Below are 27,000 nucleotides of genomic sequence, written 5' to 3'. Positions count from 1 at the left end.
ATGGCATCCGAACCGCAGGGCGACTTCGTGCGCGCGTGCGCCCTCGACGAACTGAAGGAGGAGGGTCGAACGCTCGTCACCGGACGGGGGACGCCGCTCGCCGTCTTCTACCACGAGGACGAGGTGTTCGCGACCGACAACCGGTGTCCGCACATGGGCTTTCCGCTGACCGACGGCAGCGTCGAAGACGGCGTCCTCACCTGCCACTGGCACCACGCCCGCTTCGAACTCTCCTGCGGCGACACCTTCGACCCGTGGGCGGACGACGTGCGGACGTACCCGGTCGAGGTGCGCGACGGCGACGTGTACGTGAACCCGGACCCCGAACGCGACGAACCGCCCGCGGAGCGGTGGGCGGCGCGCTTGGAGGACGGCCTCGAACGGAACCTCCGACTCGTCGTCGCCAAGTCGGTACTCGGCCTCGCGGACGCGGGCGTCCCGTCCGCGGAGGTGGTCGAGACGGGCGTCCGGTTCGGCGCGCGGTACAGAGAGGCGGGGTGGGGGCCGGGACTGACCGTCCTGACCGCGATGGCGAACGTCCTCCCGCACCTCCGCGAGGAGGACCGAACGCGCGCGCTGTATCAGGGTCTCGCGGAGGTGGCGAACGACTGCGCGGACGAACCGCCGCGGTTCGACCAGGAGGCGTTCGGCGCGCGCGACGTGCCGTACGACCGGTTGAAGTCGTGGTTCCGCGAGAACGTCGAGGTGCGCGACGCCGACGGCGCGGAACGCGTCCTCCGGACGGCGATAGCGAACGACTGCTCGGACGCGCGGGTGGCCGAGATGCTGGCCGCGGCGGCGACCGACCACCGCTACCTGAACGCCGGTCACACGCTCGATTTCGTCAACAAGGCGTTCGAAGCCCTCGATACGGTCGGGCGGGACCGCGCGGAGGCGGTCCTCCCGACTCTGGTTCGGGGGTTGGCGACGGCGGCCCGCGCCGAGGAACGGTCCTCGTGGCGGCAACCCGTGGACCTCGCGTCGATGCTGGAGGGGACGTTCGACGGGTTGGACGAACTCGTCGCGGCGGGCGAGTCGAAGTCGTGGACCGCCCCCGAGGGGTTCACCGAGACGCTCCTCGCGGACGACCCCGAGACGGTGTTCTCGGCGCTCACGTCGGCGATAGCCGAGGGCGCGACGGTGGAGGAACTCGCGGGCGAAGTCGCCTACGCCGCCGGGACGCACGTCGCCCGGTTCGGCACCGTCAACGAGTTCTCTGATTGGAACACCGTCCACCACACGTTCACCTACGCCAACGCTGTCCACCGGTTGGCGCGGCGGACGGGGGCGACGGAACTCTACCGCGGCGTGTTCGACGCGGCGACGAACGTCTACCTCGACCGCTTCCTGAACACGCCGCCCGCGCCGGTGCCGGACCGGCCCGGCGGAGACGCCGACGGCGAGGGAGACGCCGAGACGCACCTCGACGGACTCCTCGCCGCGTTCGACGCGGAGGGGCGGGTGGACGCCGCGGGGCGGCACGCCGCGCACTTCTTAGACCGCGGCGGCGACCCGGCGCGACTCCGCGAACGACTCGGGCGGGGGCTCCTCCGCGAAGACGCCGGGTTCCACACGTTTCAGGCCCTCGAAGCCGGGTTCTCGCAGATAGACGTGCGGGACGACCCGGAGGAGATTCGGACGCTGTTCGTCGCCGTCGCGCGGTACCTCGCCGCTCACTTCCCGACGCGGCGCGAACGGGAGCAGACGTTCACCATCGCCGCGCGCCTCCACCGCGGCGAGCGAATACACGAGGCGGAGTGACCGCGGGGACGCGTCTCAGATGCTCTCGGCGATTCGCTCGCCCGCGTCGTACCCGTTCCAGAGGGCGCGGTGGACGCGCCCCTCGCCGGCCACCCAGTCGCCGGCGAAGTAGAGGCCGGCGTCCTCCGCCGAGCGAATCACGTCCTCGTCTACGCCCTCGTCGGGAAGCGCCAGTCGCCACCCTTGGTCGTCGGTCCAGTCGGGCGCGCGGTACCGGTCGTCGCCGAGGAGTTCGGCCACGTGTCCGGCCGCGGCGGGCGCTACCTCCTCTACCGGTTCGGCGTATCGTTCGGCGGACCACTCGGGGCTCATCTGCGCGACGAACAGGCTCTCGCCCTCGGGGACGTGGCCGTCCTTGCACTCCTCGCGGGAGAGCCAGCCTATCTCGTGTTCCTTGTCCGCGTTCACGAGGCCGTACCACGGGTACTCCTCGCGGAACGGGTAGTGGAGGACGACGGTTTTGACGGTCCGGTACGGGACTGCACTGACCTTCCGTCTCACGTCGTCCAACCGGTCGTCGTCCCAGTGGGTCATATCGAGGAGGGCGGCCGTCTGCGGCGCGGGCGGCGTCAGGAGGATGGCGTCGAACGGCCCGAACGTCTCGCCGTCGACGCACGAGAGGGTCCACCCGTCGTCCTCGCGCGCGACGGTTTCGACCCGCGTTCGCGTCCGCACGTCGGCGTCGGTTCGGTCGAGGAGGCGCGTGCCGAGTTCCGCGATTCCCTCCGTCCACGTCCACTTCTCGGGGGCGTTCTCCGCCGCGTCCCCCTCGGAGAGTTCGCCCGCGGCGTCGAACGTCCACACCGGTTCCTCGACGTTCACGAGGCCCTCCGCGCCCAGTTCGGGAATCAGAGAGGCCGTCCGCTCGTCGGCGTTCTTCACGTAGTTCGCGCCGTGGTCGTATCGGCACCCGCGTCGCCGCCGCGTCGCGGCGCGCCCGCCGACGCCGCCGCCTTTCTCCAGTATCGTCACCTCGGCGTCGGCGCCCGCCTCCGCGATGGCGTACGCGGCCCCGACGCCCGCCGCCCCGGCGCCGACGACGCCGACTCGCCCCGTCACGCCTCGCTCCCGCCGTCTCGCGGCGCGGTTCGGTCGCTATCACGGCCAGTCGCCCCGCAGTGGCTCGATTTATTCGGGCGTCGCATGGGCGGGCGTAGGGGCGCACCCCGCATTACGGTTCGGGGACGGACCCCCGAACCTCAAATCCCTACGGTCCCCCGTGTGCGTATGGACGACGAACCGGAGATACCGACGCTCGGGGAGGCGGACGTGCCCGCACTCGGACTCGGGACGATGGGTCTCGGCACGCCGTCGGAGGCCGAAGCGGTGACGACGGCGTTGGAGATGGGCTACCGCCACGTCGACACCGCGCAGATTTACGACAACGAGTCCGTCGTCGGCGACGCGATAGCGGCGGCCGCCGTTCCCCGAGAGGAGGTGTTCCTCGCCACGAAGGTGTGGGCGGACAACCTCGCGTACGACGACGTGCTATCGAGCGCGCGCGAGAGTATGGACCGACTCGGCGTGGAGTACCTCGACCTGTTGTACGTCCACCGCCCCATCGACGCGTACGACCCCGCGGACACCCTCGCGGCGTTCGACCGCCTCCGCGACGAGGGCCTGATTCGCCACGTCGGCGTGAGCAACTTCGAACCGGAGGAGTTGGCGACGGCGCGCGACCACCTCGATTCGCCGATAGCGGCCCACCAGACGGAGTACCACCCGCTCTTCACCCGACCGGAACTCCTCGCGGACGCGCGTGAACACGGCGCGGTCCCAGTGGCGTACTCGCCGATGGCGGGCGGGGCGGTGACCCGAGTGGAGGAAGTCGTCGCGGTGGCCGAGAAACACGAGACGACGCCGCAGGCGGTCAGTCTCGCGTGGTTGCGCGCGAAAGGCTTCTCGGTCATCCCGAAGTCGAGTTCGGCGGAACACCTCCGCGCGAACCGCGACGCGGTGACGTCTCTGACCCTCGACGAGGAGGACGTGGCGCGAATCGACGCCGTCGAACGCGAGGTGGAACTGTTCCCCGAGTGAGACATTCAGTCTCGCCAACCCCGGAATTGTTATAACCCAGTCTTCGGAGAGTACCCCTATGCGGATTCCGAGTGGGGTTAGCGGGTTCGACCATCTCATCGAAGGTGGGTTCCTCCCCCAACGACTCTACGTGTTGTCAGGTCCGCCGGGAAGTGGCAAGACCACGTTCACGGCGCAGTTCATCGCGGAGGGACTTCGTAACGGCGAGAACTGCATGTATATCACGATGCACGAGACGAAAGAGGAACTCGTGAACGACATGTCGGGGTACGACTTCGGCTTCGAGACCCTCACGTCGTCCGAGCAGTTCCGATTCATCAACCTCGTGAGCCAGAAGGGCAAGCACCTGCTGAACCAGTTCTCGCAGGGGAACAACCCGTCCAGCGTGCAGAGTCTCACGGACAAGATCGTCGCGTTCGTCAACTCGCGGCAGGTGGACCGCCTCGTCGTGGACTCGACGATGCTGCTCCGCCTGTTCTTCGCTGGCGGCGACGAGGAGATGACGCGCTTTCTCACCGCGTTGAAGCAGGGCGAGGCGACGACGCTCCTCATCTCCGAGATGACCGACCCGAGTTCGTACTCCGACGAGCACTACCTCGCGCACGGCGTCATCTTCTTCCACAACTACCTCGAAGCGACGGGGATGACGCGCGGGATACAGGTCGTGAAGATGCGCGGGACGGACATCGACTGCGACATTCGCTCGCTGGAGTTCTCCGACGACGGGTTGGTGGTAGACCCGGCGAAGCGCGTGGACCTGTAGGCCATGTACGACAAGGTATTCGATACCGACTGGCGGACGCTCGAAGCCGAGGACGCGCTTCGGCGGATGTACGCCCTCGGTATCGCCAGCGAACTCGGCCACGAGTTCCCCGAGGAACGGACGCGCATCCGACGCCTCACGAGCACGGCGTACCAGCGGAGCGTGCTGGACCTCGCCTACAACGAGGGCCGCAGGCAGGTCCAAGACGTCCGCGGCGACTTCGACGCCGACTCCGACCTGTGGGACGCCCTCATCGACGAGGACGGGTCGCCGAAAGCGCCGCCGACGCTCGACGTGGACCGGACGCCGGCGGGTCTGCCGAAGGCCGTCTCCCGGGCGTCGATGCTGGAACTCGACGTCGACGAACTGGAGATGCTGCGCATCCCGTCGTTGCTCCGGCGCGACGAGTAGCGCGGAAAGCCGTTTTCCGTCCGCGGCGCGTACGAGAGGTATGAGCGAACGCGCGGCGGAAGACATGCCGAACTCCGAGGACGAGTGGCGCGAACGACTGACCGACGAGGAGTACGAGATTCTGCGGGAGCGAGGCACCGAACCCCGATTCAGCGGCGAGCATCTGGACCGCTCCGAGGAGGGGACGTACCACTGTGCGGGGTGCGGAGCGGAACTGTTCGACTCCGAGACGAAGTACGACTCCGAGTGCGGGTGGCCGGCGTTCTTCGCCGCGAACGACGACAACGTCGAGACGGAGACGGACACCCGCCACGGGATGCGCCGCATCGAAGTGCTCTGTAAGAACTGCGGCGGCCACCTCGGACACGTCTTCGACGACGGCCCCGACCCGACGGGCAAGCGCTACTGCATCAACTCCGTCGCCATCGACTTCGAGAGCGACGAGAACTGAGGCGGCGGCGACGCCGACGCCGAGAACCGACGGACGCCGCTATCCGGTCACTCCCCGTCGCCGTTGAGGTTCGCCGTCAGGACGGGGACGCTCGACCCGGCGACGACTTTCTGCGAGACGCTCCCGATGAGGTTCTTCGTGTAGTCGCCGCGGCGCGTCCCCATCGCTATCAGGTCGGCGTCTATCTCGTCGGCGTACGCGAGAATCTCGTCGGCGGGGTCGCCCTTCCTGACGGCTTCGGTCACGGCGACGCCCGCCTCCGAGAGGCTGGTTGCCGCACGGTCGGTCGCGGTTTCGGCCTCGCCCTCGAGTTCGGCGATGACGTCCTCCTGCATCTCCTCTTGGAGCGTCAGGAAGGCCCGGTCGTCGACGACGTAGAGGACGTGTACCTCCGCGTCCCGACGTTCGGCGACGTCGGCGGCGATTTCGACGACCGTCTGCATCGAGTCGGTTCCGTCCGTGGGCAACAGGATTCGCTGGAACATACCTCTCTCGGGCGTTTGCACCCGGCACGCCTATATCCTCCCCTCCGTTCCCGCGCGGAGAGAACGGTCGGCGGAAACGAACTCCGACGCGGCGGAAGGTACACGTACCGCCGGGACGACGCTCGAAGGAAGATGAACGTCGCCGACACCTTCGTCTCCCTCGTCGGGACGGACCCGTTGTTGCTCGGACTGGCGGGGGGCGTCTTCATCGCGCTCTGTAACACGGCGGGCGCACTCGCCATCGTCGTCTACCCGAACCCGAGCGAACGGGCGTTAGACGCCGCGCTGGGGTTCGCCGCGGGCGTCATGCTCTCGGCAAGTTTCACGAGCCTCCTGCTTCCGGGCATCGAACTCGGCGGACCGTTCCCGGTGTTCGTCGGGTTCGCACTCGGCGTCGTCCTCCTCGACAGGGCCGACGACTGGGCTCCGAACGTCCAACAGGTCGTCACCGGCCGTCGGGTCGACCCCGGAGATAGCAGGATGGCGTCCGTCGTCCTCTTCATCGTCGCCATCACGCTCCACAACATGCCCGAGGGACTCGCCGTCGGCGTCGGGTTCGGGTCCGGCGACATCGGCAACGCCGTCGCCCTGATGCTCGCCATCGGCGCGCAGAACGTCCCCGAGGGACTGGCCGTCTCGCTGGCCGCCCGGAGCGCCGGCCTCGGGTCGTACTTCTACGCCGGCGTCGCGGGGGTGCGCGCCGGCCTCGTCGAGATTCCGCTGGCCGTCGTCGGGGCCGTCGCGGCGGCGTTCGTCGCCCCGATAGTCCCCTACGCGATGGGCTTCGCCGCCGGCGGGATGCTGTTCGTCATCAGCCACGAGATAGTCCCCGAGACGCACGCGCGCGGGCACGAACACGTCGCCACCGCGGGGATGATGGTCGGCGTCGCCGTGATGCTCTACCTCGACGTGACGCTCGCCTGAGGCCCGCCTGATGCCCGCCCGCGGTCCGGTCCGCGACCGACACGCCGGACGCCGAGGTTTTTACGCCCGGCGGACGCGTCGAAGCCATGCACGTTCTCGTCGTCGGCGGAACCGGTCTCATCAGTACCGGCATCACCCGACAGTTGGTCGATGCGGGCCACGACGTCGCCGTCTACAACCGCGGCGAAACCGACGCCGCGATTCCCGACGCCGTCTCGACGCTCCGGGGCGACCGGACCGACTTCGACCGCTTCGAAGCGCAGATGCGCGAACTCGACCCCGCACCGGACTGCGTCATCGACATGGTGTGTTTCACCGAGGCGGAGGCCGAGAGCGCCGTCCGCGCCTTCCGCGGCCGAATCGACCAGTACGTCTTCTGCAGCACTATCGACGTCTACCACCGCCCGCCGCCGCGGAACCCGGTGACCGAGGACGCGCCCCGCCGCCCGTCCGTCAGCGACTACGCCGCCGGAAAGACGGCCGCCGAGGACGTCTTCTTCGAGAATCACGGCGAAGCGTTCGACGTGACCGTCGTCCGCCCGTGGAACACCTACGGCGAGGGCGGAACCCTCGTCCACACGTTCGGCACCGGGTCGTACTACATCGACAGAATCCGCGAGGGTGTGCCCGTCGTCGTCCACGGCGACGGCACCTCGCTGTGGGGCCCCTGTCACCGCGACGACGTGGCCGCGGCGTTCGTCGGCGCAGTCGGCAACGAGGACGCCTATGGCGAGGCGTACAACGTCACCAGCGAGGAGACGATGACGTGGAACCAGTACCACCGCCGGGTGGCGTCGGCACTCGACGCGCCCGAACCCGAGTTGGTCCACGTCCCGACGGACGTTCTCACCGCCGTCGCGCCCGAGAGGACGCGGATGCTCAGGGACCACTTCCGGTACAGCACCGTCTTCGACAACGAGAAGGCGAAACGCGACTTGGGGTTCGAGTACACCGTCGATTTCGAGACGGGCGTCCGCCGGACTGTGGGCTGGTTGGACGAGAGGGACGCCGTCGATTCACTGGAGACCGAACCGTTCGAGGACGAACTCGTCGCCGCGTGGCGCGAGACGACCGAGGAGTTCGTCGCGGCGAACCGGGTCGCCGACGACTGAGGCTTACGCCTCCGCGCCGGTCCCGTCGGACTCCTCCTCTGCGACGTCTCCGTCGGTCGCCTCGGCGGCGTCGGCCACCCACTGTTCGGCCCGTTCGGGACTCACGTCGGCGGCGTCCGCCACGTCCTCGGCGTTCGCGTCCGCGAGTGCGGCGAGCGAGTCGATACCGGCGTCTCTGAGGTCCGCGCCGTACGCCTCGCCGATGCCGCCTACCTCCGTCGGGTCGCCGGCGCTTCGGGAGGTGTCCGATTCGCTCTCGGTCGTCGCTTGCGAGGGGGCCGCCGCCTCCGACGTCGTCTCCGACTCCTCGCCGGTCGCCGTGGCCTCGGTCGCGGGGTCGGGTTCGTGCGCCTCCGCCTCGGCGGCCTCCTCCGCGCCCTGCACCTCGACGTTGTCGGCCTCGTCTTCGCTGTCGTCGTCGAACTGCGCGGTCGCGGGTTCGTCCGCACCGTCGGCCTCGGTTTCCTCTTCCTCCTCCTCGTTTTCGGCCTCCGACTCCGCTCCGTCGGTGCGTTCGGCCTCGACTTCCACCTCGGACTCGGCTTCTATCTCGTCTCCGCCCTCCCGTTCGAGTTCCGTCTCCGCCTCGACTTCGACTTCCACCCCGTCTCCTGCCTCTACCTCCACCTCCGTCTCGACTTCCATCTCCTCTTCGCCCCCGTCAGTCCCGCCCTCGCCGCCTCCCGCGGCGTCCGTCGCGGCGGGGCGGATGTCGCCGTCCGTCGGGAGGACGAACCGGAGTTCGCCGTACGGGACGAACCCGGAGATTCGCTCCCGTTCTTCGTCCTCGAACAGGAGGATCCCCTCCTCGATGGCTTTGAAGTTCCCGCAGGCGACGGTCGGACCGTTCGCCAGGTGGACTGACAACCGCTGTGCTCCGTCCGTCGAATCGTCGGTTTCCGATGACATAGTTGAACTCGCGGACGCGTCCCGCGGACGGGGAGGTACGGACGCGACCGACAGAAGCGTTCGGGCGGTTTCGGGCGACCGTACCGGTTTCTGACGTGTTCTGTCGGCCGTCCGCGCCGAACCGTTTTGTCGTCGGCGCGTCACGACTCTCGCATGTCCCGCGGCGTCGATTCGAGAGCCGAGGAACTGCTGACGAGCGAACCGCTCATGGCGCACCTCGCCACCTGCCACGAGGGCCGCCCGCACGTCGCACCGCTCTGGTACCGGTACGAGGACGGCGTCGTGGAACTCGTCACCACCGGGACGAAACTGCGGAACGTCCGCGAGAACCCGAAGGTGGCGCTGTCGGTGCAGAAAGACGAGGGCGGGCACGCGCAGTGGATGGTGACGCTCCTCGGCACCGCCGCCGTCGTCGAGGACGAGGCGGAGACGCGGGCGGCGACGCGGAAGATAAACGAGAAGTACGGCGCGGACCCCGACGCGTGGGAGGAGAACGTCCTCGTCCGGATCGACGTGGGGTCGGCGTCGTGGCAGACGTACGACTGAGCGAAGCGAGCAGCGGAAAACGAAAACGGCACTCGGAGAAGAGCGTCGAGAGGAGTCGAGAGCGCTTAGACGAGTCGGGCGAACGCGAGCGTCCCGCTCACGTTCTCGATGAGGACGCGGACGACCTGGTCCTCCTGCGCGCCGGGGACGAATATCGTGTACTTGCCGCGTTCGGCGACGCCGTCGCCCTTGCGGCCGGTTCCGGTGATCTTCACCTCGTAGGTGCGACCCTCCTCGACGGCCTCCTGCGTCTGCTGTTTCGACTGCGAGGAGCGCTTTTCGACGGGGCGGAACGCACCGCACGCCTCACAGCGGAGCATGTCGACGCCGTTCTCGGTCACGAGGCGGGTGTCGGGGAGTCCGCACTCCGAACAGGTGACGTACTCGGCGACGTAGCTGTCGAGGGCCTCGTCGAAGTCCGACACCGAGAACGACCCGCTGTACCGCGCGCGGTTCTCGTCGAGTTGCCCGTTCGTCCCGAGCGTTCGCTGGATGAAGCGGTGGACGTGTTCGGGCTTCCGAGAGAGGGCGTCGGCGATGGAGCCGAGGTTGGTCAGGCGGGTGAACGCGCCGTCGGTTTCGCCCTCGGGATCCGGGATAGTGAGTCGAGATTGTTCCTGCGAGCGGTCCGGAAGAACGTCGAGAGCCCGGTCGAGAGAATCAGCGTATTCCATACGTAGTTCAGCATCCCGTCGTTGATAGGGCTTCCGTGGTACGCGCTCGCAGGAGGCTCTCGCGGTAAACGAGGGAGATTCGACCGCCAGAACTTCGGTTCTGCGCGGCGATGTGCCCGTATGGGCTACACGTGGCAGTACTACGACTTGATTCTCGTCGGCGTCTTCGTGAGCATGGTTCTCGGCGTCGCCGTCGGCACCCTCACCTCGGTGTCTTCGAGTCTCTCCGTCGCGGGGTTCGGCGTCGTCGCCGCCGCGTTCATCGGCCACGGTCTGTTCGTCAACGGCCCCGTGGACGACCGGAGCGACCTGACCGACGAAGTGGACACGCTGAACTGAGGCGCGGAACGCCCGGGCGGGCGGTTCGACCCGCGGTCACGATTCTACCGACGCGATACCGACGACTTCCACCAGCGGAATCGACCGCTCCGTCCGCGTCGCCTCCGTCGCGCCGCGCACGACGCCCCACACCCGGACTCGCTTCTCCACCCGATGAGGTAAGGTATCTTACGGATCACGGCGGTTAAGAACGTCCGCTTCGAAGGAGGAGGTTATGTCTCGTCGAGTTATCGTCGATACGGACACTGCGGGCGACGACACGCAGGCGATACTCCTGTTGGCGGCCGCGGACTCTATCGACTTGGAGGCGGTCACCGTCGCCCCGGGGAACGTCGAGTTCGACTACCACGTGGAGAACGCGAAGTACACCCTCGATGTAGCGGGACTCGCGGGCGAGGTGCCCGTCTACGAGGGCGCACGCCGGCCGTTGGTGAAGGACCACGAACACGTCCCGCACATCCACGGCGAGGGCGGACTCGGCGGCGACTTCTTCCCGGACACGGGCGTCCCTTCCGCCGACGGGTTCGCGCCCGACGCCATCGCGGAGGCGGCCCGCGAGTCGCCGGGCGAGATTACGCTCTGCTGCATCGCGCCCCTGACGAACGTCGCCCTCGCCCTCCGGCGGGAGCCCGAACTGAACGAACTGCTGGACGAGGTGTGGGTGATGGGCGGGGCGGTCAACACCCTCGGCAACGACACCCCGTCGGCGGAGTACAACTTCTGGGCCGACCCCGACGCCGCGAAGATGGTCGTCCGGGAACTCGACGTGAATCTCGTCGATTGGGGCCTCACCGTCAGGGACGCGACGTTCGAGGCGGAGTTCCTCGACCGACTGGCGGAGATAGATACCGAGTACTCGGAGTTCTATCGGACGGCGACGAAACGGGTGCGGGAGTTCAGTCGCGAACGCCGCGGCGAGGACGCGACGACCCAACCGGACTCTTTGACCGCGGCGTGCCTCGTCGCGGACGACGAACTCGTCACCGAGTCCTCGCGGTACTTCGTGGACGTGGACGAACGCGAGGGGATGACCCGCGGGTACAGTCTCGTAGACGAGTTGGGCATCACCGACGGCGAACCCCGGACGCGCGTCGTCGAGTCGGTGGACGAGGACCTGTTCCGGGCGATGTTCGAGTCGATGCTCGCGGAGGGCGCGCCCGAGAAGCCGCTCTGACTCCCCTCTACCGCCGCGAATCGTACTCCTGATAGATGACGTGGCCGCACGCCTTGCAGTGGGAGGCGTCCGGGTCGTGGTGCGAGAGGCCGCAGTTCGGGCAGGTGACGTTCACCTTCCCCTTGTTCGACCACTCGCGGACAATCTTCCCCGCCTGCCACGGGACGAGGACGATGGCCGCCAGAATCGACGCGACGGTCACCAACCGACCCGCCGCCGTCACCGGCACGATGTCGCCGAACCCGACGGTGGTCAGTCCCACGACGGCGAAGTAGAAGGCGTCCCCGAAGTTCGAGACGCCGGGGTTCACCCGGTGTTCGATGCTGTAGAAGAGGCCCGCGGTGACGAAGAAGATGGACAGCACCGTCAACAGCAGCTTCGTCACCCGAAGCGTCTCCGCGGAGACGGTGCCGAAGAAGAACTCCTCGTCCTGCGTGAACCGGAAGAACCGCAGGATTCTGACGACTCGGAGCACCCGGAGGAAGCCGATGTTCGCCGCGAGGGGCGTCGGCAACAGCAACACCGCGAACGTCGGCAGGAGAGCCAGGAAGTCCACCATCGTGTACGGACTGAGAAACTCGGCGGCGGTGTCGCGCGCGCCGTACAACCGAAGCAGGTACTCCGCGAGAAACAGCACCGCGATACCGACTTCCGCGCGCCAGAGGAGGGTTCGAGTCGTCTCTGAGAGGGGATACGTCTCCGCGACGAAGATGCCGACGAAGACGAGGTTCCCGAGGAGCAACGCGACGTCTATCGCCTTCCCGAGCCTCGTCCGGTGGTCGAGGAGGTAGAACCGGACCGTCTCGCGGAAGTCCGTCTCGTCGGCGGGGAACGCTCGGCCACCCATGTGGGTGTCCCTTACGGCACGACGGGGAATAGCGTGTCGGCGCGGCGTGCCGACGCCGAACGGGCGAGGCGGGCGACTACGTCTCGCCCATCTCCGCCGCGCCCTCGCGTATCTCCGTCGCCCGTTCGCGGACCCACGAGACGTACTTCTCGACTTTCACCGGTTTCACGCCGTAGAACGACGCCACCCAGTTCACGTCGGTGCCGGGTTGGGTGAGGAAGTACGCCGCCAGCGTGTCACGTCCGGCCTGAATCACCTCCGGCGGGACGCCCCGTTCCCCAGTTCCGGCCTCCTCGAAGCCGTTGACGTCGAAGTACACGTCGGCGTACAACTCCGCCATCTCCGGGTCCTCGAACTCGACGCCCCGGTGCTTCGGCGCTTCGAACCGGTAGCGCCGACCCTCCGGCGCGTCGTACGCGACGATTCGCACGCCGAGGATGTACTCGCGGTGTATCGATTCTGTCGTCTCCGTCGTCGTCTCGTCTAATTTCGCCATGGTTAGGTGAGTGATGAGCGCTCGGTCGGGCGACTCGGAACGCGCCGGGCGCAGTCCGCGCGGACCGCGCCGTTTCGACGGTTCGCCGGGAGTCGGAACCCTCCGTCGCCGTCGATGGTTTCGGCCCTCTCGGAGTCGCTTCAGTTGCCGTGGCCGTTTCCGTTGCTGCCGTTGCCGTCGTTCCCGTTGCCGTGACCGTTACTGCCGTTCCCGTTTCCGTGACCGCTGTCCTCGGTCGTCTCCTCGCTCTCGTCGCCGCCGTCGTCGCCGTCGTCTTTCAGTTCCGGCGGGGTGTAGACGTACATGCAGTCGTTCTTGTAGGAGCGACCGAACTGGTCGGCGTCCTCACAGCAGAGGACCCGCCCGTCGTCCATCACGTAGACGTTGTCCACGTTCACGAGTGCGTCGTTCGCCACGTCGGCGGGGTCGGTGGCGTCCGGGCCGACGATGACGGGTTCGAGCGTCGAGATGTTGTAGTCGTCTTCGAGTTTCCCGCGGTAGACGAGTCCGCCGTCCACGCGTTCGGTCCGGATGTCGCCCGCGTCGTCGCTCATCCCGTCGTTGACCTCGGAGATGCCGATGTAGACGTAGTCGCCGGGTCCGGCGTCGTCGACGCTGTCGATGCCCTCGCTCTTGCGGAACTCGACGGTCGCGCCGATCTCCTTGGCGGCGGCGCGGGTTTCGAGGAACGGCACCTTCCGGAGGTCCTCCCGCCCCCTGTCGGCGACGGTGGACTCGGGGTCCTCGCTCCACAGTTCGCCCCACTCTTTGATCTCCTCGTCGGTGATGTAGTTCCGGTTCCCGTTCTCGGCGACCTCCTTGTCGGCCTCTTCGAGGGCCGCCTGGAGGTCCTCCTCCCAGTCGGTGTCGGCGTGGGTTTCGAGGTAATCGACCTGCGAGACGTCGTCGTACTCGGCTATCCACTCCGCTATCTCCGCGTTGCTCGCCCTGCTCAGCGGGAGCCACTCGATTTCGAGTTCGGCCTCGGCGGGGGACTTCTTCGCCGCCGCCTCCTTGTTGGTCACCTTCGCGGCGTAGAGCGTCCCCTCCACGTCCATCGGGTCGTCGTAACTCGGGATGGGTTCGTCCGCGACGAACTTGTAGAAGCCCTTGTTCGCGCCGTCGGAACTGACGTAGGCTGTCTTCTCGTCGCTCTGGATGTCCGGGCACTCCCACGCCGCCCGTCCGAAGACGTGGTACTTCACGGGCTTCGGCGTCTCGGACTCGGGTTCGCGGAAGTCGACGATGTAGCCGGTCCGGTAGGGGTTCGGGTAGTTGTCGGGGATGGGCGTCTTCGTGTTCTCCGTGTATCCGCTCGCCTGGTCCACCCGTTCGGCGCCGAGGTAGTACGCCAGCAGTTCGACGCCGCCGAGGGCCCAGTACCCCTGCACGTCCCACGACTCCTCGCCGTAGTACTCGTCGATGGCCGCCTGTATCTCGCTGGGGTTCGGTCGGTTCCAGAACTGCGCGCCGCCGCGGTGGCCGACGCCCGTGCCGTCCTCGACGATGTCGCTGACGGTGGAGGTGTACGCGGTGCGCGTGTGAGCGTACTCCTCTTCGGACGTGAGCGGCGTGTTCCACGGGCTGACGTCGCCGTAACAGTTGATTCGGGTGCCACCGAGGCTCCGCAGTTCCTCCGTGTTCGAGAGGTTGACTGCCTCCTCTAGGTCTGCGCTCCACACACCTTTCTCGTCCTGACTGATGGGCATGCGGGTGACGTTCCCCGGACTCGTCTCGAAGTTCGTGAACAGCAGTCCCTCGGTGCCCGCTTCGTTCGTGGGGATGAACTGGTTCATGTCGGGCTGATACCCGAAGTCCGAGTACCGAGAGCCGGCGAACTCGTCGATACTCAGTCCGTCCGGCGTCAGCGGCATGCCGAGGTCCTCGTTGTTGCCGAGGTTGTCGCCCTCTCTGGCGAGGAGGGTGTACTCGCCCTCCGCGGCGCGAACTCTCCTCCGTTCTTCCTCGGTGTTCGGGACGCTCAGTTCGTCGAAGTCGCTCCCCTCCTCGAACTGATACCCCTTCACGTACCCGATACCGCCGCTGTTGAACGGTTCGGGGTTCTCCCGACTCGGGTGTTGCAGGCTGAAGATGAGCGTCCCGTCCGGAAGGATGAACGGCCCGGTCACCTCCGCGCCGAGCGCCGTCGAGGCGAACCGCGTTATCTCCCCGTCTACGCTCGGTGCTTTCTCGGTGTCTGTGTCCTCTTGCTCGCCGCTGACGACTCCTCCGGCCACGCTCGCGCCGACCGACGCGGCGAGGGACGTCGCCATCAACTGCCGCCTGTTAAACTCTACCATGCATCAAATGTGCTATCCCTGTCACTATAATTATTTTTATAATGTGTCTAACAATATACACGTAATATAATTATTTCTAATTATCTTCATCGCCCGTTCCGTACCTTTCGTCGTTGAATACGGGCGTATCCGGCGTAGATAGCTTACGTGTGGATAATTTCTCTATATAGACAATTTAGATACTGTGAGATAGCCGGGCGTGATACATACATAAATTATCTAATTTATTCTGATTCGGTTGCCAGAAATATCTCGTTTCTTACCATAGTTCGGCGGCACCGCCGCTCCCGTCGAACACTTAATTGGTCCTCGTCCGTACTCCGACCATGGCGACGCTCCCTGCGTCCTCGCTCCGACTGTCGAAACCGGAGGTAGCGGTGTTCTCCTCCGGCGTGGCCAGCATGGGGTTGGAGATTCTCGCCGGGCGGATGATAGCCCCCCAGTTCGGCAGCAGCATCTACACGTGGGGGAGCATCATCGGCGTGTTCCTCGCCGCGCTCAGCCTCGGCTACTACCACGGCGGGCGGCACGCCGCCTCGCGCGCGTCGGACGACCGGCTGGTGAAACTGTTCCTCGCCACCGCCCTCTACGTGGCGGGCGTCATCTTCTTCGGCGACGTGATGCTGCAGTCGGCCGTCGCCTTCCCCCTGCCGAGTCGGTTCGCCTCGCTCCCGGCGGTGACGCTGCTGTTCGGACCGCCGACGTACCTGCTGGGGTTCGTCAGCCCCTACGCCGCGGAACTCTCCGAGAAGGAGGGAACCGGCGAGGCGTCCGGCCACGTCTACGCCGTCGGCACCGTCGGCAGCATCGTCGGCGCGTTCGCGACGACGTACTTTCTCATCCCCGCGCTGAGCGTCGCGCACATCGGTCTGATCTTCGGCCTCCTCTCCGTCGGCACCGCCGTCTACGTCGCCCGCCCCTCGATAGGTCGGGAGCGCGCGGGGCGGAGTTTGGCCGTCGCCGCCGTCCTCGTCGTCGCCGCCGCCTCCGGCGGCGTCGGCCTCTCCGCGACGGGGAACGTCGTCTACCACACGCAGACGCCGTATCAGGAGTTGGAGGTGGTCGATAGGGGCGACACCCGGACGCTCTACCTCGACGGCCAACCGCACAGCGCGATGGACTTGGACGACCCGAACGCCCACGTCTTCGACTACACGCCGTACTTTCACCTCCCTCTCTTGATGACCGACGACGTGGACCGAGTGTTGTTCATCGGCGGCGGCGGGTTCACCGGGCCGAAGCGCTTCGCCGCGGAGTACAACGTGACGGTGGACGTCGCCGAGATCGACCCAGAAGTCGTGGACGTCGCGAAGAAGTACTTCGCGGTGGAGGAGTCGGAGAACCTCACCATCCACACGACGGGCGGCCGCCAGTTCCTCCAAGAGACGAACCGGACGTACGACCTCATCGTCCTCGACGCGTACAAGAAGGACAAGGTGCCGTTTCAGTTGACGACGGTGGAGTTCATGCGACTGGCGAACGACAGACTCACCGAGGACGGCGTGCTCTTCGCCAACGTCATCTCCGCGCCGAGCGGTCCGGCCTCGAAGTTCTACCGGGCGCAGTACAAGACGATGTCGCGAGTGTTCCCGCAGGTGTACAGCTTCCCGACGCGGGAGGGCGTCGTCGTGCAGAACATCGAAGTCGTGGCGACGAAGAACGCGACGCACGTCTCGCAGGCGGAACTCAGAGCCCGGAACGAGCGGCGGAACATCGGCATCGACCTCTCCGAGGAGATTTCGACGTACCGCGACGAGGAAAAGACGGGGGACGTGCCGGTGCTCCGCGACGACAGGGCGCCCGTCGATGCCCTGCTGGACCCGATGGTCGGGCAACGCTACGTCGTCGGCGAGGCGGGCGACGCGAACGCGACGGCGTCGAACAGGTCGGACGCGGACGCGACTGCGACGGCCGGTGCGGCGTCGGACGCGATTCGAGCGCCGGAGGCGACGCACGCGGCGGCGGACTGACCGACCCTACGCCTCTCCTTCTTCCTCTTCCCCTTCGAGCCACCAATCGACGATGCTCTCTACCTGCTCTTGTTTCTTCGCCGTCGGCCGGTCGTTTCGCTCGGTCATGTCCCGGCCCTTGTCTTCGAGGACGTTCTCCTCGACTATCTCGCTGGCCGTGCCGAACGACGCTTCCGCGCCGTACTCCTCACCGGAGCCGAAGAACCGCCCCTCGTCGGTGAACAGCCTGACTGTCGTCTCGACCAGCGGCATCCCGCGGAGGCGTTCCTCGTGTTCGTGGAAGACCACCTTCGCTTCGAGGATGTTCATCTCGGTGCGTTTCGCGTCTATCTGCTCGATTCGCTTCGCCACGTCCTCCCGCGAGAGGGTGTCCAGCATCTTCACGTTGAAAATCTGGACGGGGATGCGCTCCTCGTCGGTGTTCGTGAGGGCGTCTAAGGCGTCCGTCACCGTCACGATGCCGATGACTTCGCCCGTCCCCTCGCCGACGACGACGAGCGACGAGCAGTTCTTCTCCAGCATCTCGCCGATGGCGTCGCCGAGTTGTTGGTCGGGCGTCGTCGTGTACACCGTCGGCGTCATCACGTCTCGGGCGGGCAGATCGAGGAGCCGATCCTCGAACCCCGCGCGTTCGCCGTATCCGCCGCTGGACGCTCGGAAGTCGGTGGTGGACCCCTCGCCGCCGTGCCCGTCGAAGCCGCCGGCGTCCCCGCCTTCCTGTTTCTCCACCTGTCGGACGGTGAAGTCCACGAGGTCCGCGATGCTCACCATCCCCTCGGCGTTGCCGTCCTCGACGACGGGCACGCGCGAAATCTTGTTCTCGATGAGGTGGTTGATGACCTGTCCGACCGTCGTCTCGCGTTCGACCGAGATGAGGTCCCGTGTGTACACGTCCTCGACGTCGAGGGTGTTGAGGTTCTCCTGAACCTCCTCGACGATGTCCATCGCCTTCACGACGCCGACGAACCGGTCTCCCTCGTCGAAGACGGGGAGTATCTTCAGTTCGTTCTCGACCATCAGGCGGGCCACCTCGCGGACGTCCTCGTGACGGGACACCTGCGGCGGGTCGATGGCCACGTTCATCGCCGTCTCGTCCGGCGGGTGGTGCGACGACAGTAACTGTTTCTGTGAGACGACACCCTCGAACGACCCGCCGTTCGTAATGATGATGACGCGGTCCTCGTTCGTGTCGAACGCCCCGCGGAGTTTCGACGCCGGCGTCTTCGCGTCCTGTTCGACGTAGTCCGTCGAGACGACTCCGTCAATATCCATGCTGTTCGCACTTCGTCCCCCACCCGCTTGAGAAGTGGGCCAATAGACTCATATCCACCTTCGATTCGGCCGCGGCGGTTCCCGTCGGACCGTCGGACCGCGCTACTCTGCCGGCGCACCGACACCGTGTACCGTCGCCCTTGCGTATGCGGGCGGAGTTCACTTGCCGCGGAGTGGGGTACTGTCTCGTATGAACGCGACTCCGACGGAACGCCCGGAGGTGACGGACGGATGAGCCTCGGACGCGGCGAACGGCGCGCCGAGGGGATGGACGCCGCCGTCGAGGCGGTGCGGCGGAACGCCCGCGACCTCTCGGACCCGAGCGACCTCGACAGACTCGTGGAGGCGGCGTCGGACGCGTCGGTCGTCATGATCGGCGAGGCGTCCCACGGAACCAGCGAGTTCTACCGCTGGCGCGCCCGCCTGACGGCCCGCCTGATCCGAGAGACGAACGTCTCGTTCGTCGGCGTCGAGGGCGACTGGACGGACTGTTACGACGTGAACCGCCACGTTCGACACCGGCCGGACGCGTCCGACGACACGATGGCGGTCCTCGGCAAGTTCGACCGCTGGCCGACGTGGATGTGGGCCAACTGGGAGGTGACGGAGTTCCTGCGGTGGCTTCGGGAGTACAACGAGGGCCGCGCGCGGTCGGAGATGGTCGGCTTCTACGGCCTCGACGTGTACAGCCTCACGGAGTCGATGGAGGCGGTGTTGGACTACCTCGAAGACGTGGACCCCGAGGCGGCCGAACGGGCGAAGGACGCCTACCAGTGTTTCGAACCGTACGGCGAGGACGCCCGCGAGTACGGCCGTTCGACCCGCATCGTTCCCGGCGACTGCGAGGACGAGGTCATCGAGGTACTGGCCGACCTGCGCCGGAACGCGCCGGAGTACGACGGGGACGACGACGAGTCCGTCTTCGCCGCCGAGCAGAACGCCTTGGTCGCGAAGAACGCCGAGGAGTACTACCGGTCGATGGCGCGCGGGAACTCCTCGTCGTGGAACGTCCGCGACGAGCACATGATGGAGACGCTCGACAGACTGCTGAACCGCGACGATACCGAGGGGACGGCGGTCGTCTGGGCGCACAACACCCACGTCGGCGACGCCCGGGCGACGGACATGACGGACCGGGGCGCGGTCAACATCGGCCAACTCGCCCGCGAGCGATACGGCGAGGACGAGGTTCACCTCGTCGGCTTCGGCACCCACCGCGGGTCGGTCATCGCCGGCCGGGCGTGGGACGCGCCGATGGAGCGGATGTCGGTGCCGGAGGCGAGAGACACCTCCTACGGCGACGTGTTCAATCGCGCCGGCGTGAACGACTCCTACCTGTTGTTCGACGAGTTCGACGCCTCGGCCCTCGAAACCTCGCGGGGGCAACGCGCCATCGGCGTCGTCTACCACCCCGACCGGGAACTCGGGAACTACGTGCCGACGGTGCTTCCCGAACGCTACGACTCGTTCGTCCACGTCGAGGAGACGTCGGCGCTGCATCCGCTTCACCTCGAACCCCACCGAGAGACGCCGCCGGAGACGTTCCCGTGGGGCGTCTGAGCGGCGACGTAAAATAGGGCGGCGGCGACGTGCTGCCGTCCGACCACCGACGCTCGCGGTTACTCCTCTCCTTCCTCGCTCTCGTCGCCGTCCTCTCCGATCACGTCTTCGACCACGTCCTCGTCCACGTTCATCTCGCCCGGTTCCGGCGACTCCGATTCGACGTCTCCGTCCGCCAGTTCGTCCACCTCCTCGGCGTTTCGCTCCTCTTCGGGGAGGTCCTCGCTCTCGTCAACCGCGCCTTCGCCGTCGGTCGCCATCGTCTCGTCCTCGTCTTCGTCCTCCTCGCCGCCGATCGCTCCCGTCTCGTCCTCGTCTTCGGTCTCTTCGTCGTCGGCCGCTTCTGTCTCGTCCTCGTCTTCGTCTTCTTCGTCGTCGTCGTCCGTCCGTTCAGCCTCCACTTCGACTTCCGACTCGACTTCGAGTTCGTCTCCCTCGCGCTCCAGTTCCGTCTCGGCTTCGACCTCCACCTCGACGCCTTCGCCCGCCTCGATTTCCACCTCCGTCTCGACCTCTATCTCCTCTTTCTCCTCGTCCTCGTCTCCGCCTTCGGCCGCCTCTCCTTCGTCCTGCGATTCGTCCGACCCCCCGGCGGGGACGACGCTCTCGGGGTCCTCTCGCACGTCTTCGATCGTCTGTCTCACCTCGTCGGGTTCCGGAACCGTCTCGCGCACCTCGCCGGCGGACGGGACCGGTGCGCCCGACCCGGCCTTCCGGGTGGCGAGGTACGCCAACGCGAGCATGCCGCCGCCGACCATGGCGGCCTTACGAAGGAGGGCCGAATCGGACGGCATCGCCCCTCCGGACGACTCCGACCGCACGGCGTCCATCACCGTGCTCGACTCCTCGCTCATCGTGCTCGACTCCTCGCTCACCGGCTCTGACTGGTCTTTGCGGAAGAATGCTGTCAGACTCATAACACACTTCGTTGTTCTCCCGCGAGGAAGTGCGTTTGGGCCCGGTCGCTCCTCGCGCCCCGTCGTCGCGGTTCGCGTCCGCCGCCGCGCGTCTCGCCGCCCGCCGCGGACGAGCGTACCACCTCGCCTGAATTACGCCTAACTGCCCGGCGGCGCATCTCACCGAATGGGAGAGACGGTTCTCGTCACCGGTTGTTCGTCGGGTATCGGCCGCGCGACTGCGCTTCGGTTCCGGGACGCGGGGTGGACGGTGTACGCCGCCGCCCGCGACACGGACGAGGTGCGCACGCTCGAAGACCGGGGTTGTCGGGTCGTCGAACTCGACGTCACCGACGAGGCGTCGGTCGAAACCGCTCTCAGTCGGATCTTCGAGGAGGAGGGCCGCCTCGACTGCCTCGTCAACAACGCGGGCTACGGCCAGTTCGGCGCGGTGGAGGACGTGCCGATGGAGAAGGTCAGACGGCAGTTCGACGTCAACACGTACGGCCCGATTCGGCTGATGCGCGCCGTCCTCCCCCGGATGCGGGAACGCGGGCGCGGGACGATTATCAACGTCACGGCGGGATTCGGCGGCCTGACGGTGCCGGGACTGGGAATCTACACCGGGTCGAAGTTCGCGCTGGAGTCCGTCAGCGACGCCCTCCGCCAGGAGACGGCGGGAACCGGCGTGAACGTCGTCTGCGTCCAACCCGGGCTGGTGGCGACGCCGTTCTACGACCGCGCACTCGAAGAAGTCGAGTCGGTCGAACACACGCCGGCGTACGCCGACCTCTACCGCGCCCTCGGATCCATCGGCGTCGTCCGCGAGGGCGGCCCCGGAATCAACCGCCCCGAACGAGTCGCGGCGACGATCGTCGCCGCCGCCACCGCCGACCGCCCGGACCCGACGTACCGAGTGGGCGCACTCGCGGCGTTCGGAACGTACGCCGCCGCCGTCGTCCGCGGGCGTCTCCGCGCCGCGGCGTCGAGGGTCGGCCTCGAAGTCGCCTCGAACGGCGCGGTTCAGCGCTTCCTCCGGCGGCGGCGCGAGTGAGGGTCGTCACTCGCGCTCTACGCGCCCCTCCTCCGGCGCGGGTCTCCGAAGGCCGGCGTGTTCGTCGAGGCCGCGGACGCGGCGCATCCGCGCGCGGACGTCGCCCGCCGCGCCCGGAACCGGGAAGTCCTCCGCCGAGTCGAGTTCTTCGAGCGAGAGGGGGTACGTCCGGAGGCTCTTGTGCAGCGCGATGCCCGCGCGCGCGCCGTCGCCGACGGCTACCGCCGTCTGGTTCTGCCCGTGCGTCACGTCGCCGACGGCGTAGACGCCGTCGACGCTCGTCTCGAAGTTCTCGTCCACCTCGACTGCTCCGTCGTCGTCGAGTTCGCAGCCGAGAGCCTCGGCCAAGGCAGTGTTGTACTCCTTGCCGTACATGGCGAACCCGCCGAGGTACTCGCGGTCCGACCGGTCGGCGAAGCGCAGTCCGCCGAGCCATGGGTCCTCGGCGTCGTCGTCCGCCGGAAACGCGGAGACGACGTCCGTGTCGATTCGCTCGATCGGGTGCGCGCCGAGTCGGTCCTCCGTCTCGTCGCTCCACTCGGGGTCCGCGCCGTTCAACAGCAACTCCACGTCGTCGGTGAAGTTGAGCATCAGCATCGCCACCTCCGCCGCGTCCTCGCCGTGGCCGAGGACGAAGACGGGGCCGTCCCCGAGGGCGTACGCGTCGCAGTGGAGGCAGTAGTGTAACCCCCGACCGGTGAAGCGCCGCAGTTCGGGCACGCCCGGTTCCTCGTCGGAGAACCCCGTCGCGAGAACGACGCGTTCGGCCGTGACCGTCGCGTGGGACGCCTCCACCCGGAACCGGCCGTCGTCGTCCCGTTCGATGCGTTCGACGGCGTCGGGGTGGAAGTCGCCGCCGTACTCTTCGAGTTGCCGGACGGCGAGTTCCGACAGTTGTTTGCCCGAGACGTCCTCGGAGACGCCGTAGACGTTGTGCACGCCTCGGACCGCCGTGTGTCGGCCGCCCTGTTCGTCGAACGCCGCGGTTCGGTGGCCGAGTCGCGTCGCGTACAGCGCAGTCGTCAACCCCGCGGGCCCGCCGCCCACGACGACGACTTCGTAGCGCGGCCGGTCGCTCATCGGTCGCGCCCGCCCGCGGGTCCGACGCCGCCGACGCGGGGCGGTCCCCCCTCGGGGCGTCGTCTCTCCGATCCCGTGCGACTCGGCGGCGACGATACGAGGTATCCGCTGGTCATGGCCGTGTCTCCCTCCGGCGGACGCAAAGTCACACGGCAGTCATTCGCAAGGTGCCGGCGCGTCCGTCGAGTCAGTCGTCGTCGCCCACCTCCGTGCTCGGGTCGATATCGACGTCCTTCTCCTCCTCGGGTGTGTCGTCTACGGACGGAAGATACCGCTTGCCGACATCTAGTCGAGACGACCGACTCCGGCGTCACGAACCGCCGGGCGGCCACTCGTCGGCGGCGACGAACTCGTCGTAGAAGTCGACCACCCGGTCGTCGGTGAGGAGCGGTCGGTTCGCCTGCACCAAGTCCACGTCGGACTGGTTGTTCCCCTCCAGGACGACGAACTCGCCCGGTCCGGTGACCAACAGATCCCACCCGACGTAGGGCATGTCGGGGAACGCCTCCGCGAGTTCGAGAACCTCCTCTCTCACTCGCTCCCATCCGGGGACCGACCGCCCCTCGATGGTCGAGCCGGTGTCGGGGTGCGCCTCGAACCAGCGCAACTCCCCGTCGAACGGGTACCGCGTCGCCCGACGGAGTTCGCCCGTCTCCTCGTCTATCTCGCAGGCGATGCCGCCTCGCGACCAGTTGTCCACGCCGCCGGACGCCGCCGAGCCGAACCGGTGGACGACGGCGGCGACGAACGCGTCGTCGTCACCGGGGTGCATCGTCATCACCCGAACCGTGTTCGGCGAATCGGGGAACACCTCCGCGGCGTAGTTCGCCTGTTCGTTGTACTCCGTGACGAGGTACCCCTCCACCGACGAGACGACGGACCGCACCTCCGAGGCGGAGGCGGCGTCGCCGTTGACGACGTAGCCCTCGCCGTCGTCCGCGACGCGGCAGATGTAGACGCCGCTTCCGCCCGCGCCCGTCGCGCTCTTGAGGACGAGTCTCTCGCCGCCGTCGAGGAGTTCGAGAATCCGGTCCGCGCCCACGTCTTCGACGTCCTCCCGTCCGGAGTCGATGGCCCCGACCAGTTCCGGGAGTCTGTCGCCGAAGCCCCGACTTCGCATCGCCGCGTAGAACTCGAACTTGTCGTCGAGGTACTTCCGCGTCCGTCCGTTGATGTGGGCGGTGTAGGCCATCTTCTCGTACTCGGAGACGTAGTCGTCGTAGTTCCGCCGTTCGTCGAAGTCGTAGAGGTAGTACGACGACGAGAGAAAGCCGTGCCGGAGCATCCGGAGGCGATTCCACGGTTCGAGCGGAACCGTCCGGCCCTTCGTCCACTCGAACATCAGGAGGTCCAACCGGAACCGATCCCAGAAGGGGAGCGACGACCGTACCGTCTCGTACGCGAACGACCCGACACCCGCCGCTCGGATGCGGTCCCTCGCGCGCCGAATCCGTTCGAGCATGCCACCGTGTACAGACAGGCCACACATACGAGTTCTGCCAGATTCGGGGAATACCGATAGGAACGCCGAAATGTCAGTGTGAGCTGAATGCCGCCCCCGCGCTTATCCCGATTGTGGTTGAACTGAGGGTATGGAACTCCGCGAACCCACCTCGGACGAGACGGAGCGAATCCGAGAGATGGTCGAAAGTTCGATGACGATGTCGTATCGGCTGAGCCCCCAGCAGATCGAGTCCATCCTCACCGACCAGTTCAGCGACGACCACCTGTCGAAGGTGATCGACAGCGACAACGCCATCGTGTTCGTCGCGGAGAACGAGATAGACGGCGTCGAGACGGCCGTCGCCGGTATCGTCGTCGGCGTCGTCAGCGACGACGTCGGCGAGATTCGGTGGCTCCTCGTAGACCCCGAACATCAGGGTGCGGGCGTCGGCACGGAACTGTTCGAGTCGGCGGTGGAGGCGCTCCGGGACCGAGACGTGGACCACGTGGAGGCGGCGACGCTCGAAAAAAACACCGAGGGCGAGCAGTTCTTCGAGAAGTTCGACTACGTCCGGACGGAGGAGCGGACGGTCGAACTCGGCGACGAGTCGCTGGTCGAGTACGTCTACACGGAACCGTCGGCCGCGTCCGACGAGACGGACGCCGCGGGTACGGACGCCGCGAACACGGATACGGACGAACTCGAGTTCCCCGACACCGAAACGGAGGACGGCGTCAGACGCGCGACGACCGACGACGGGCAGACGGTGTACCTCGGCACCGACGACGAGGAGGACAAGGAGTCCGGCACCGACGCCCCGTTCTTCGTGACGTACACAGACGAGGAGATGAGCGAGCGGTACGGCTACTACTGCTCGAACTGCGGGTCGCTGGACGTCATCGTGGACGACATGGAGCGCATGGAGTGCAGCGAGTGCGGAAACAGCCACGCCTCTCGGTCGAGAGAGGCGTACGACGACTCGTACCTCTGATCCGACGGTAACCCGCCTCAGCGCGGAATCCCGTACGTCTCGTCGTCCACGTCGATCATGTAGACGCGCTTTTCGGTGTCGATGTCGTCGATTCGGCCCACGTCGTCGGCGTCGAGTTCCCAGTCGCCCACCTCGAAGTTCGAGCGGATGTGCTCGGGCGTCGAGGACTTCGGAATCGTGACGACGCCCTTCTGAACCTGCCACCGCAGGACCACCTGCGCGGGCGTCCGGTCGTACTCCTCGGCCACGTCCCGAATCACCGGGTCCTCAAGCACTTCCGTCCGGGCCAACGGCGCGGCGGCGGTGAGCACCACGTCGTTGTCCTCGCAGTACTCCAAGAGGTCCTCCTGATACAGCCACGGGTGGAACTCCACCTGATTGACGGCGATGGGCACGTCGGCCACCTTCAGCGCGAACATCAGTTGGTACTTGCTGAAGTTGCTCACGCCTATGTTCCGCACCTTTCCCTCCTCGTGGAGGCGTTCGAGCGCCTGCATCGTCTCGCGCAGCGAGATGGTCGGGTTCGGCCAGTGGATCAGATACAGGTCGAGGTAGTCCGTCCCCAATCGGTCGAGGCTGGCCTCGCAGGACTCCAGCACCGACTCGTAGTGCAGGTTCGACGGCAGGACCTTCGAGGTCAGGAATATCTCCTCGCGGTCGTACTCCGCGAGGACCTCCCCGATCTCGGCCTCGTTCTCGTACCCCTCAGCCGTATCGACGTGGGCGTACCCGGCGTCGAGCGCCGCCCCGACGGACTCTTTGACCGTCTCGCCGCCGATGTCCCACGTGCCCGCTCCGACCTGCGGTATCTCGTCGCCGTTCGGAAGCGTTCGGCTCGGAATGCTCATACGCCCGTCAGTTCGGCGGAGTCGGGCATATGTCTGGTGACGCGGTGGGTCGCTTGCTGCCTTCGACCGCCGAACCGCCGAATCGCGGAGCGACACGTTCTCGAATCCCTACTCGTCCGCCTCAGCGCTTTTTCCGCTCCGGGGTGTAGCCCGGTACGTATGCTTGACGTGACCGGCGGCGCGGAGGACGCGCTGTTTTGGCTCGGAAGACACGGCATCGAGACGGAAGAGAGGCGCGTCGTTCTCCCGGACGCGGTGTACGAGATAGGACTGCTCAGCGCCGACGACTCGGTGTACTGGGCGGCCGACCCGGACATCCCCGCCGCGTACATCTCCAACAACGAGTCGCTGTTCGAGGACGACGACGGCGTGTTGCTCGCCGGGTCGGGCGAGATTCACCCGGGCGAACGGGTGGAGGTGCCGACGTTCCTCTTCGAGTCGCAGGAGGCGGGCCGCGAGGAGACGGTCACCATCCTCCCGCCGGGGGAGACGGCGCACTTCCTGACGAACCCCGAACTACAGAACGTCGGCGTCTGCATGGTCGCGCCGGAGGGCGTCGTTCAGGAACTGTTCGACGCGCGACTCGGCGACGGCGCGCGAAGCGCGTGAGGCCGCCGCGCGACCCCCGGTGAACGCACCGAACCCACTTGAGCGAC

The 27,000-nt window shown here is 67.0% G+C and carries 27 protein-coding genes; 15 read left to right on the top strand and 12 right to left on the bottom strand.

Going from position 1 to position 27,000, the window contains the following annotated elements; all coding sequences use genetic code 11:
* The gene (locus ACZ522_RS08810; RefSeq protein ID WP_379692804.1) at positions 1–1,761 is read left to right on the top strand and encodes a Rieske (2Fe-2S) protein; all 1,761 of its coding nucleotides are present in this window, start codon (positions 1–3) and stop codon (positions 1,759–1,761) included.
* Between the two features lie 15 nt (positions 1,762–1,776).
* Here the strand turns inward: ACZ522_RS08810 and ACZ522_RS08805 are convergent, their stop codons facing one another.
* Complete coding sequence (locus ACZ522_RS08805) at positions 1,777–2,820, bottom strand: NAD(P)/FAD-dependent oxidoreductase (RefSeq protein WP_379692806.1); 1,044 nt, start codon at positions 2,818–2,820, stop codon at positions 1,777–1,779.
* Positions 2,821–2,988: 168 nt separating this feature from the next.
* Between ACZ522_RS08805 and ACZ522_RS08800 the strand changes: the two genes are divergently transcribed.
* Genes ACZ522_RS08800 through msrB form a run of 4 tightly spaced genes read left to right on the top strand, consistent with a single transcriptional unit; the run spans position 2,989 to position 5,423 of the window.
* Positions 2,989–3,798 (top strand): aldo/keto reductase, encoded by an 810-nt coding sequence (locus ACZ522_RS08800; protein ID WP_379692808.1) that lies wholly within the window; start codon positions 2,989–2,991, stop codon positions 3,796–3,798.
* A gap of 58 nt (positions 3,799–3,856) precedes the next feature.
* Positions 3,857–4,561: an RAD55 family ATPase gene (locus ACZ522_RS08795; protein ID WP_092532123.1), complete on the top strand. Its 705-nt coding sequence runs from the start codon at positions 3,857–3,859 to the stop codon at positions 4,559–4,561.
* 3 nt (positions 4,562–4,564) lie between these two features.
* Positions 4,565–4,972 carry a hypothetical protein gene (locus ACZ522_RS08790; protein WP_379692810.1) on the top strand — a complete coding sequence of 136 codons (408 nt, stop codon included), beginning with the start codon at positions 4,565–4,567 and terminating at the stop codon, positions 4,970–4,972.
* Positions 4,973–5,012: 40 nt separating this feature from the next.
* Positions 5,013–5,423, top strand: a complete 411-nt coding sequence (gene msrB / locus ACZ522_RS08785) for a peptide-methionine (R)-S-oxide reductase MsrB (RefSeq protein ID WP_379692812.1) — start codon at positions 5,013–5,015, stop codon at positions 5,421–5,423.
* Positions 5,424–5,470: 47 nt separating this feature from the next.
* Here msrB and ACZ522_RS08780 read toward each other — a convergent pair whose 3' ends face one another.
* On the bottom strand, positions 5,471–5,908 hold the full coding sequence (locus ACZ522_RS08780; protein WP_379692814.1) for a universal stress protein: 438 nt from the start codon (positions 5,906–5,908) through the stop codon (positions 5,471–5,473).
* 132 nt (positions 5,909–6,040) lie between these two features.
* Here ACZ522_RS08780 and ACZ522_RS08775 point away from each other — a divergent pair, with 132 nt between their 5' ends.
* A complete protein-coding gene (locus tag ACZ522_RS08775; protein ID WP_379692816.1) occupies positions 6,041–6,832 on the top strand; it encodes a ZIP family metal transporter in 792 nt (263 codons plus the stop codon).
* A gap of 86 nt (positions 6,833–6,918) precedes the next feature.
* Positions 6,919–7,944 carry an NAD-dependent epimerase/dehydratase family protein gene (locus ACZ522_RS08770; RefSeq protein WP_379692818.1) on the top strand — a complete coding sequence of 342 codons (1,026 nt, stop codon included), beginning with the start codon at positions 6,919–6,921 and terminating at the stop codon, positions 7,942–7,944.
* A gap of 3 nt (positions 7,945–7,947) precedes the next feature.
* Here ACZ522_RS08770 and ACZ522_RS08765 read toward each other — a convergent pair whose 3' ends face one another.
* Entirely contained in the window at positions 7,948–8,853 is a 906-nt protein-coding gene (locus ACZ522_RS08765; protein WP_379692820.1) for a helix-hairpin-helix domain-containing protein, read from the bottom strand.
* Between the two features lie 153 nt (positions 8,854–9,006).
* Between ACZ522_RS08765 and ACZ522_RS08760 the strand changes: the two genes are divergently transcribed.
* On the top strand, positions 9,007–9,399 hold the full coding sequence (locus tag ACZ522_RS08760; RefSeq protein WP_379692822.1) for a pyridoxamine 5'-phosphate oxidase family protein: 393 nt from the start codon (positions 9,007–9,009) through the stop codon (positions 9,397–9,399).
* Positions 9,400–9,464: 65 nt separating this feature from the next.
* Here the strand turns inward: ACZ522_RS08760 and ACZ522_RS08755 are convergent, their stop codons facing one another.
* Positions 9,465–10,073, bottom strand: a complete 609-nt coding sequence (locus ACZ522_RS08755; protein ID WP_379692824.1) for a translation initiation factor IF-2 subunit beta — start codon at positions 10,071–10,073, stop codon at positions 9,465–9,467.
* A gap of 120 nt (positions 10,074–10,193) precedes the next feature.
* Here ACZ522_RS08755 and ACZ522_RS08750 point away from each other — a divergent pair, with 120 nt between their 5' ends.
* Both ACZ522_RS08750 and ACZ522_RS08745 read left to right on the top strand, forming a co-directional pair.
* The gene (locus tag ACZ522_RS08750) at positions 10,194–10,412 is read left to right on the top strand and encodes a DUF8015 family protein (protein WP_379692826.1); all 219 of its coding nucleotides are present in this window, start codon (positions 10,194–10,196) and stop codon (positions 10,410–10,412) included.
* 214 nt (positions 10,413–10,626) lie between these two features.
* Positions 10,627–11,586 (top strand): nucleoside hydrolase, encoded by a 960-nt coding sequence (locus ACZ522_RS08745; RefSeq protein ID WP_379692828.1) that lies wholly within the window; start codon positions 10,627–10,629, stop codon positions 11,584–11,586.
* A gap of 7 nt (positions 11,587–11,593) precedes the next feature.
* Here the strand turns inward: ACZ522_RS08745 and ACZ522_RS08740 are convergent, their stop codons facing one another.
* The 3 genes from ACZ522_RS08740 to ACZ522_RS08730 all read right to left on the bottom strand — a co-directional run bounded on the left by ACZ522_RS08740 (position 11,594) and on the right by ACZ522_RS08730 (position 15,229).
* Positions 11,594–12,433, bottom strand: a complete 840-nt coding sequence (locus ACZ522_RS08740) for an ion transporter (protein WP_379692830.1) — start codon at positions 12,431–12,433, stop codon at positions 11,594–11,596.
* A gap of 76 nt (positions 12,434–12,509) precedes the next feature.
* Complete coding sequence (locus tag ACZ522_RS08735) at positions 12,510–12,929, bottom strand: hypothetical protein (protein ID WP_379692832.1); 420 nt, start codon at positions 12,927–12,929, stop codon at positions 12,510–12,512.
* 140 nt (positions 12,930–13,069) lie between these two features.
* Positions 13,070–15,229, bottom strand: coding sequence for an alkaline phosphatase PhoX (locus tag ACZ522_RS08730; protein ID WP_379692834.1), 2,160 nt, complete (start codon positions 15,227–15,229; stop codon positions 13,070–13,072).
* A gap of 326 nt (positions 15,230–15,555) precedes the next feature.
* Between ACZ522_RS08730 and ACZ522_RS08725 the strand changes: the two genes are divergently transcribed.
* On the top strand, positions 15,556–17,199 hold the full coding sequence (locus tag ACZ522_RS08725) for a spermidine synthase (RefSeq protein ID WP_379692836.1): 1,644 nt from the start codon (positions 15,556–15,558) through the stop codon (positions 17,197–17,199).
* 6 nt (positions 17,200–17,205) lie between these two features.
* Here the strand turns inward: ACZ522_RS08725 and ACZ522_RS08720 are convergent, their stop codons facing one another.
* Positions 17,206–18,471: a CBS domain-containing protein gene (locus tag ACZ522_RS08720; RefSeq protein ID WP_379692838.1), complete on the bottom strand. Its 1,266-nt coding sequence runs from the start codon at positions 18,469–18,471 to the stop codon at positions 17,206–17,208.
* 231 nt (positions 18,472–18,702) lie between these two features.
* Between ACZ522_RS08720 and ACZ522_RS08715 the strand changes: the two genes are divergently transcribed.
* Positions 18,703–20,031 (top strand): erythromycin esterase family protein, encoded by a 1,329-nt coding sequence (locus ACZ522_RS08715; RefSeq protein ID WP_379692840.1) that lies wholly within the window; start codon positions 18,703–18,705, stop codon positions 20,029–20,031.
* A 59-nt stretch (positions 20,032–20,090) separates the two neighbouring features.
* Here the strand turns inward: ACZ522_RS08715 and ACZ522_RS08710 are convergent, their stop codons facing one another.
* Entirely contained in the window at positions 20,091–20,948 is an 858-nt protein-coding gene (locus ACZ522_RS08710; protein ID WP_379692842.1) for a hypothetical protein, read from the bottom strand.
* A gap of 166 nt (positions 20,949–21,114) precedes the next feature.
* Here ACZ522_RS08710 and ACZ522_RS08705 point away from each other — a divergent pair, with 166 nt between their 5' ends.
* Positions 21,115–21,981 carry an SDR family oxidoreductase gene (locus ACZ522_RS08705; protein ID WP_379692844.1) on the top strand — a complete coding sequence of 289 codons (867 nt, stop codon included), beginning with the start codon at positions 21,115–21,117 and terminating at the stop codon, positions 21,979–21,981.
* 6 nt (positions 21,982–21,987) lie between these two features.
* Here the strand turns inward: ACZ522_RS08705 and ACZ522_RS08700 are convergent, their stop codons facing one another.
* Positions 21,988–23,061, bottom strand: a complete 1,074-nt coding sequence (locus ACZ522_RS08700; protein WP_379692846.1) for an NAD(P)/FAD-dependent oxidoreductase — start codon at positions 23,059–23,061, stop codon at positions 21,988–21,990.
* A 310-nt stretch (positions 23,062–23,371) separates the two neighbouring features.
* On the bottom strand, positions 23,372–24,523 hold the full coding sequence (locus ACZ522_RS08695) for a sugar-transfer associated ATP-grasp domain-containing protein (RefSeq protein ID WP_379692848.1): 1,152 nt from the start codon (positions 24,521–24,523) through the stop codon (positions 23,372–23,374).
* Between the two features lie 130 nt (positions 24,524–24,653).
* On the opposite strand from ACZ522_RS08695, the gene ACZ522_RS08690 reads away from it, so the two are divergent.
* On the top strand, positions 24,654–25,496 hold the full coding sequence (locus ACZ522_RS08690) for a GNAT family N-acetyltransferase (RefSeq protein WP_379692850.1): 843 nt from the start codon (positions 24,654–24,656) through the stop codon (positions 25,494–25,496).
* Between the two features lie 17 nt (positions 25,497–25,513).
* Here ACZ522_RS08690 and ACZ522_RS08685 read toward each other — a convergent pair whose 3' ends face one another.
* Positions 25,514–26,344, bottom strand: a complete 831-nt coding sequence (locus tag ACZ522_RS08685) for an aldo/keto reductase (RefSeq protein WP_379692852.1) — start codon at positions 26,342–26,344, stop codon at positions 25,514–25,516.
* 159 nt (positions 26,345–26,503) lie between these two features.
* Here ACZ522_RS08685 and ACZ522_RS08680 point away from each other — a divergent pair, with 159 nt between their 5' ends.
* Positions 26,504–26,953 carry a hypothetical protein gene (locus tag ACZ522_RS08680; RefSeq protein ID WP_379692854.1) on the top strand — a complete coding sequence of 150 codons (450 nt, stop codon included), beginning with the start codon at positions 26,504–26,506 and terminating at the stop codon, positions 26,951–26,953.
* The last annotated feature ends 47 nt before the right edge of the window (positions 26,954–27,000 follow it).

Source organism: Halopelagius fulvigenes, assembly GCF_055398025.1.
The sequence above is the reverse complement of the archived record's forward strand: the minus strand, read 5'-3'. Positions and strand labels throughout refer to the sequence as shown.

Excerpts from the sequence above, each read along its gene's own strand:
- ACZ522_RS08810 (WP_379692804.1), top strand. The coding sequence starts at position 1 with ATGGCATCCGAACCGCAGGGCGACTTCGTGCGCGCGTGCGCCCTCGAC.
- ACZ522_RS08800 (WP_379692808.1), top strand. The coding sequence starts at position 2,989 with ATGGACGACGAACCGGAGATACCGACGCTCGGGGAGGCGGACGTGCCC.
- ACZ522_RS08795 (WP_092532123.1), top strand. The coding sequence starts at position 3,857 with ATGCGGATTCCGAGTGGGGTTAGCGGGTTCGACCATCTCATCGAAGGT.
- ACZ522_RS08790 (WP_379692810.1), top strand. The coding sequence starts at position 4,565 with ATGTACGACAAGGTATTCGATACCGACTGGCGGACGCTCGAAGCCGAG.
- msrB (WP_379692812.1), top strand. The coding sequence starts at position 5,013 with ATGAGCGAACGCGCGGCGGAAGACATGCCGAACTCCGAGGACGAGTGG.
- ACZ522_RS08780 (WP_379692814.1), bottom strand. The coding sequence starts at position 5,908 with ATGTTCCAGCGAATCCTGTTGCCCACGGACGGAACCGACTCGATGCAG.
- ACZ522_RS08775 (WP_379692816.1), top strand. The coding sequence starts at position 6,041 with ATGAACGTCGCCGACACCTTCGTCTCCCTCGTCGGGACGGACCCGTTG.
- ACZ522_RS08770 (WP_379692818.1), top strand. The coding sequence starts at position 6,919 with ATGCACGTTCTCGTCGTCGGCGGAACCGGTCTCATCAGTACCGGCATC.
- ACZ522_RS08765 (WP_379692820.1), bottom strand. The coding sequence starts at position 8,853 with ATGTCATCGGAAACCGACGATTCGACGGACGGAGCACAGCGGTTGTCA.
- ACZ522_RS08760 (WP_379692822.1), top strand. The coding sequence starts at position 9,007 with ATGTCCCGCGGCGTCGATTCGAGAGCCGAGGAACTGCTGACGAGCGAA.
- ACZ522_RS08755 (WP_379692824.1), bottom strand. The coding sequence starts at position 10,073 with ATGGAATACGCTGATTCTCTCGACCGGGCTCTCGACGTTCTTCCGGAC.
- ACZ522_RS08750 (WP_379692826.1), top strand. The coding sequence starts at position 10,194 with ATGGGCTACACGTGGCAGTACTACGACTTGATTCTCGTCGGCGTCTTC.
- ACZ522_RS08745 (WP_379692828.1), top strand. The coding sequence starts at position 10,627 with ATGTCTCGTCGAGTTATCGTCGATACGGACACTGCGGGCGACGACACG.
- ACZ522_RS08740 (WP_379692830.1), bottom strand. The coding sequence starts at position 12,433 with ATGGGTGGCCGAGCGTTCCCCGCCGACGAGACGGACTTCCGCGAGACG.
- ACZ522_RS08735 (WP_379692832.1), bottom strand. The coding sequence starts at position 12,929 with ATGGCGAAATTAGACGAGACGACGACGGAGACGACAGAATCGATACAC.
- ACZ522_RS08730 (WP_379692834.1), bottom strand. The coding sequence starts at position 15,229 with ATGGTAGAGTTTAACAGGCGGCAGTTGATGGCGACGTCCCTCGCCGCG.
- ACZ522_RS08725 (WP_379692836.1), top strand. The coding sequence starts at position 15,556 with ATGGCGACGCTCCCTGCGTCCTCGCTCCGACTGTCGAAACCGGAGGTA.
- ACZ522_RS08720 (WP_379692838.1), bottom strand. The coding sequence starts at position 18,471 with ATGGATATTGACGGAGTCGTCTCGACGGACTACGTCGAACAGGACGCG.
- ACZ522_RS08715 (WP_379692840.1), top strand. The coding sequence starts at position 18,703 with ATGAGCCTCGGACGCGGCGAACGGCGCGCCGAGGGGATGGACGCCGCC.
- ACZ522_RS08710 (WP_379692842.1), bottom strand. The coding sequence starts at position 20,948 with ATGAGTCTGACAGCATTCTTCCGCAAAGACCAGTCAGAGCCGGTGAGC.
- ACZ522_RS08705 (WP_379692844.1), top strand. The coding sequence starts at position 21,115 with ATGGGAGAGACGGTTCTCGTCACCGGTTGTTCGTCGGGTATCGGCCGC.
- ACZ522_RS08700 (WP_379692846.1), bottom strand. The coding sequence starts at position 23,061 with ATGAGCGACCGGCCGCGCTACGAAGTCGTCGTCGTGGGCGGCGGGCCC.
- ACZ522_RS08695 (WP_379692848.1), bottom strand. The coding sequence starts at position 24,523 with ATGCTCGAACGGATTCGGCGCGCGAGGGACCGCATCCGAGCGGCGGGT.
- ACZ522_RS08690 (WP_379692850.1), top strand. The coding sequence starts at position 24,654 with ATGGAACTCCGCGAACCCACCTCGGACGAGACGGAGCGAATCCGAGAG.
- ACZ522_RS08685 (WP_379692852.1), bottom strand. The coding sequence starts at position 26,344 with ATGAGCATTCCGAGCCGAACGCTTCCGAACGGCGACGAGATACCGCAG.
- ACZ522_RS08680 (WP_379692854.1), top strand. The coding sequence starts at position 26,504 with ATGCTTGACGTGACCGGCGGCGCGGAGGACGCGCTGTTTTGGCTCGGA.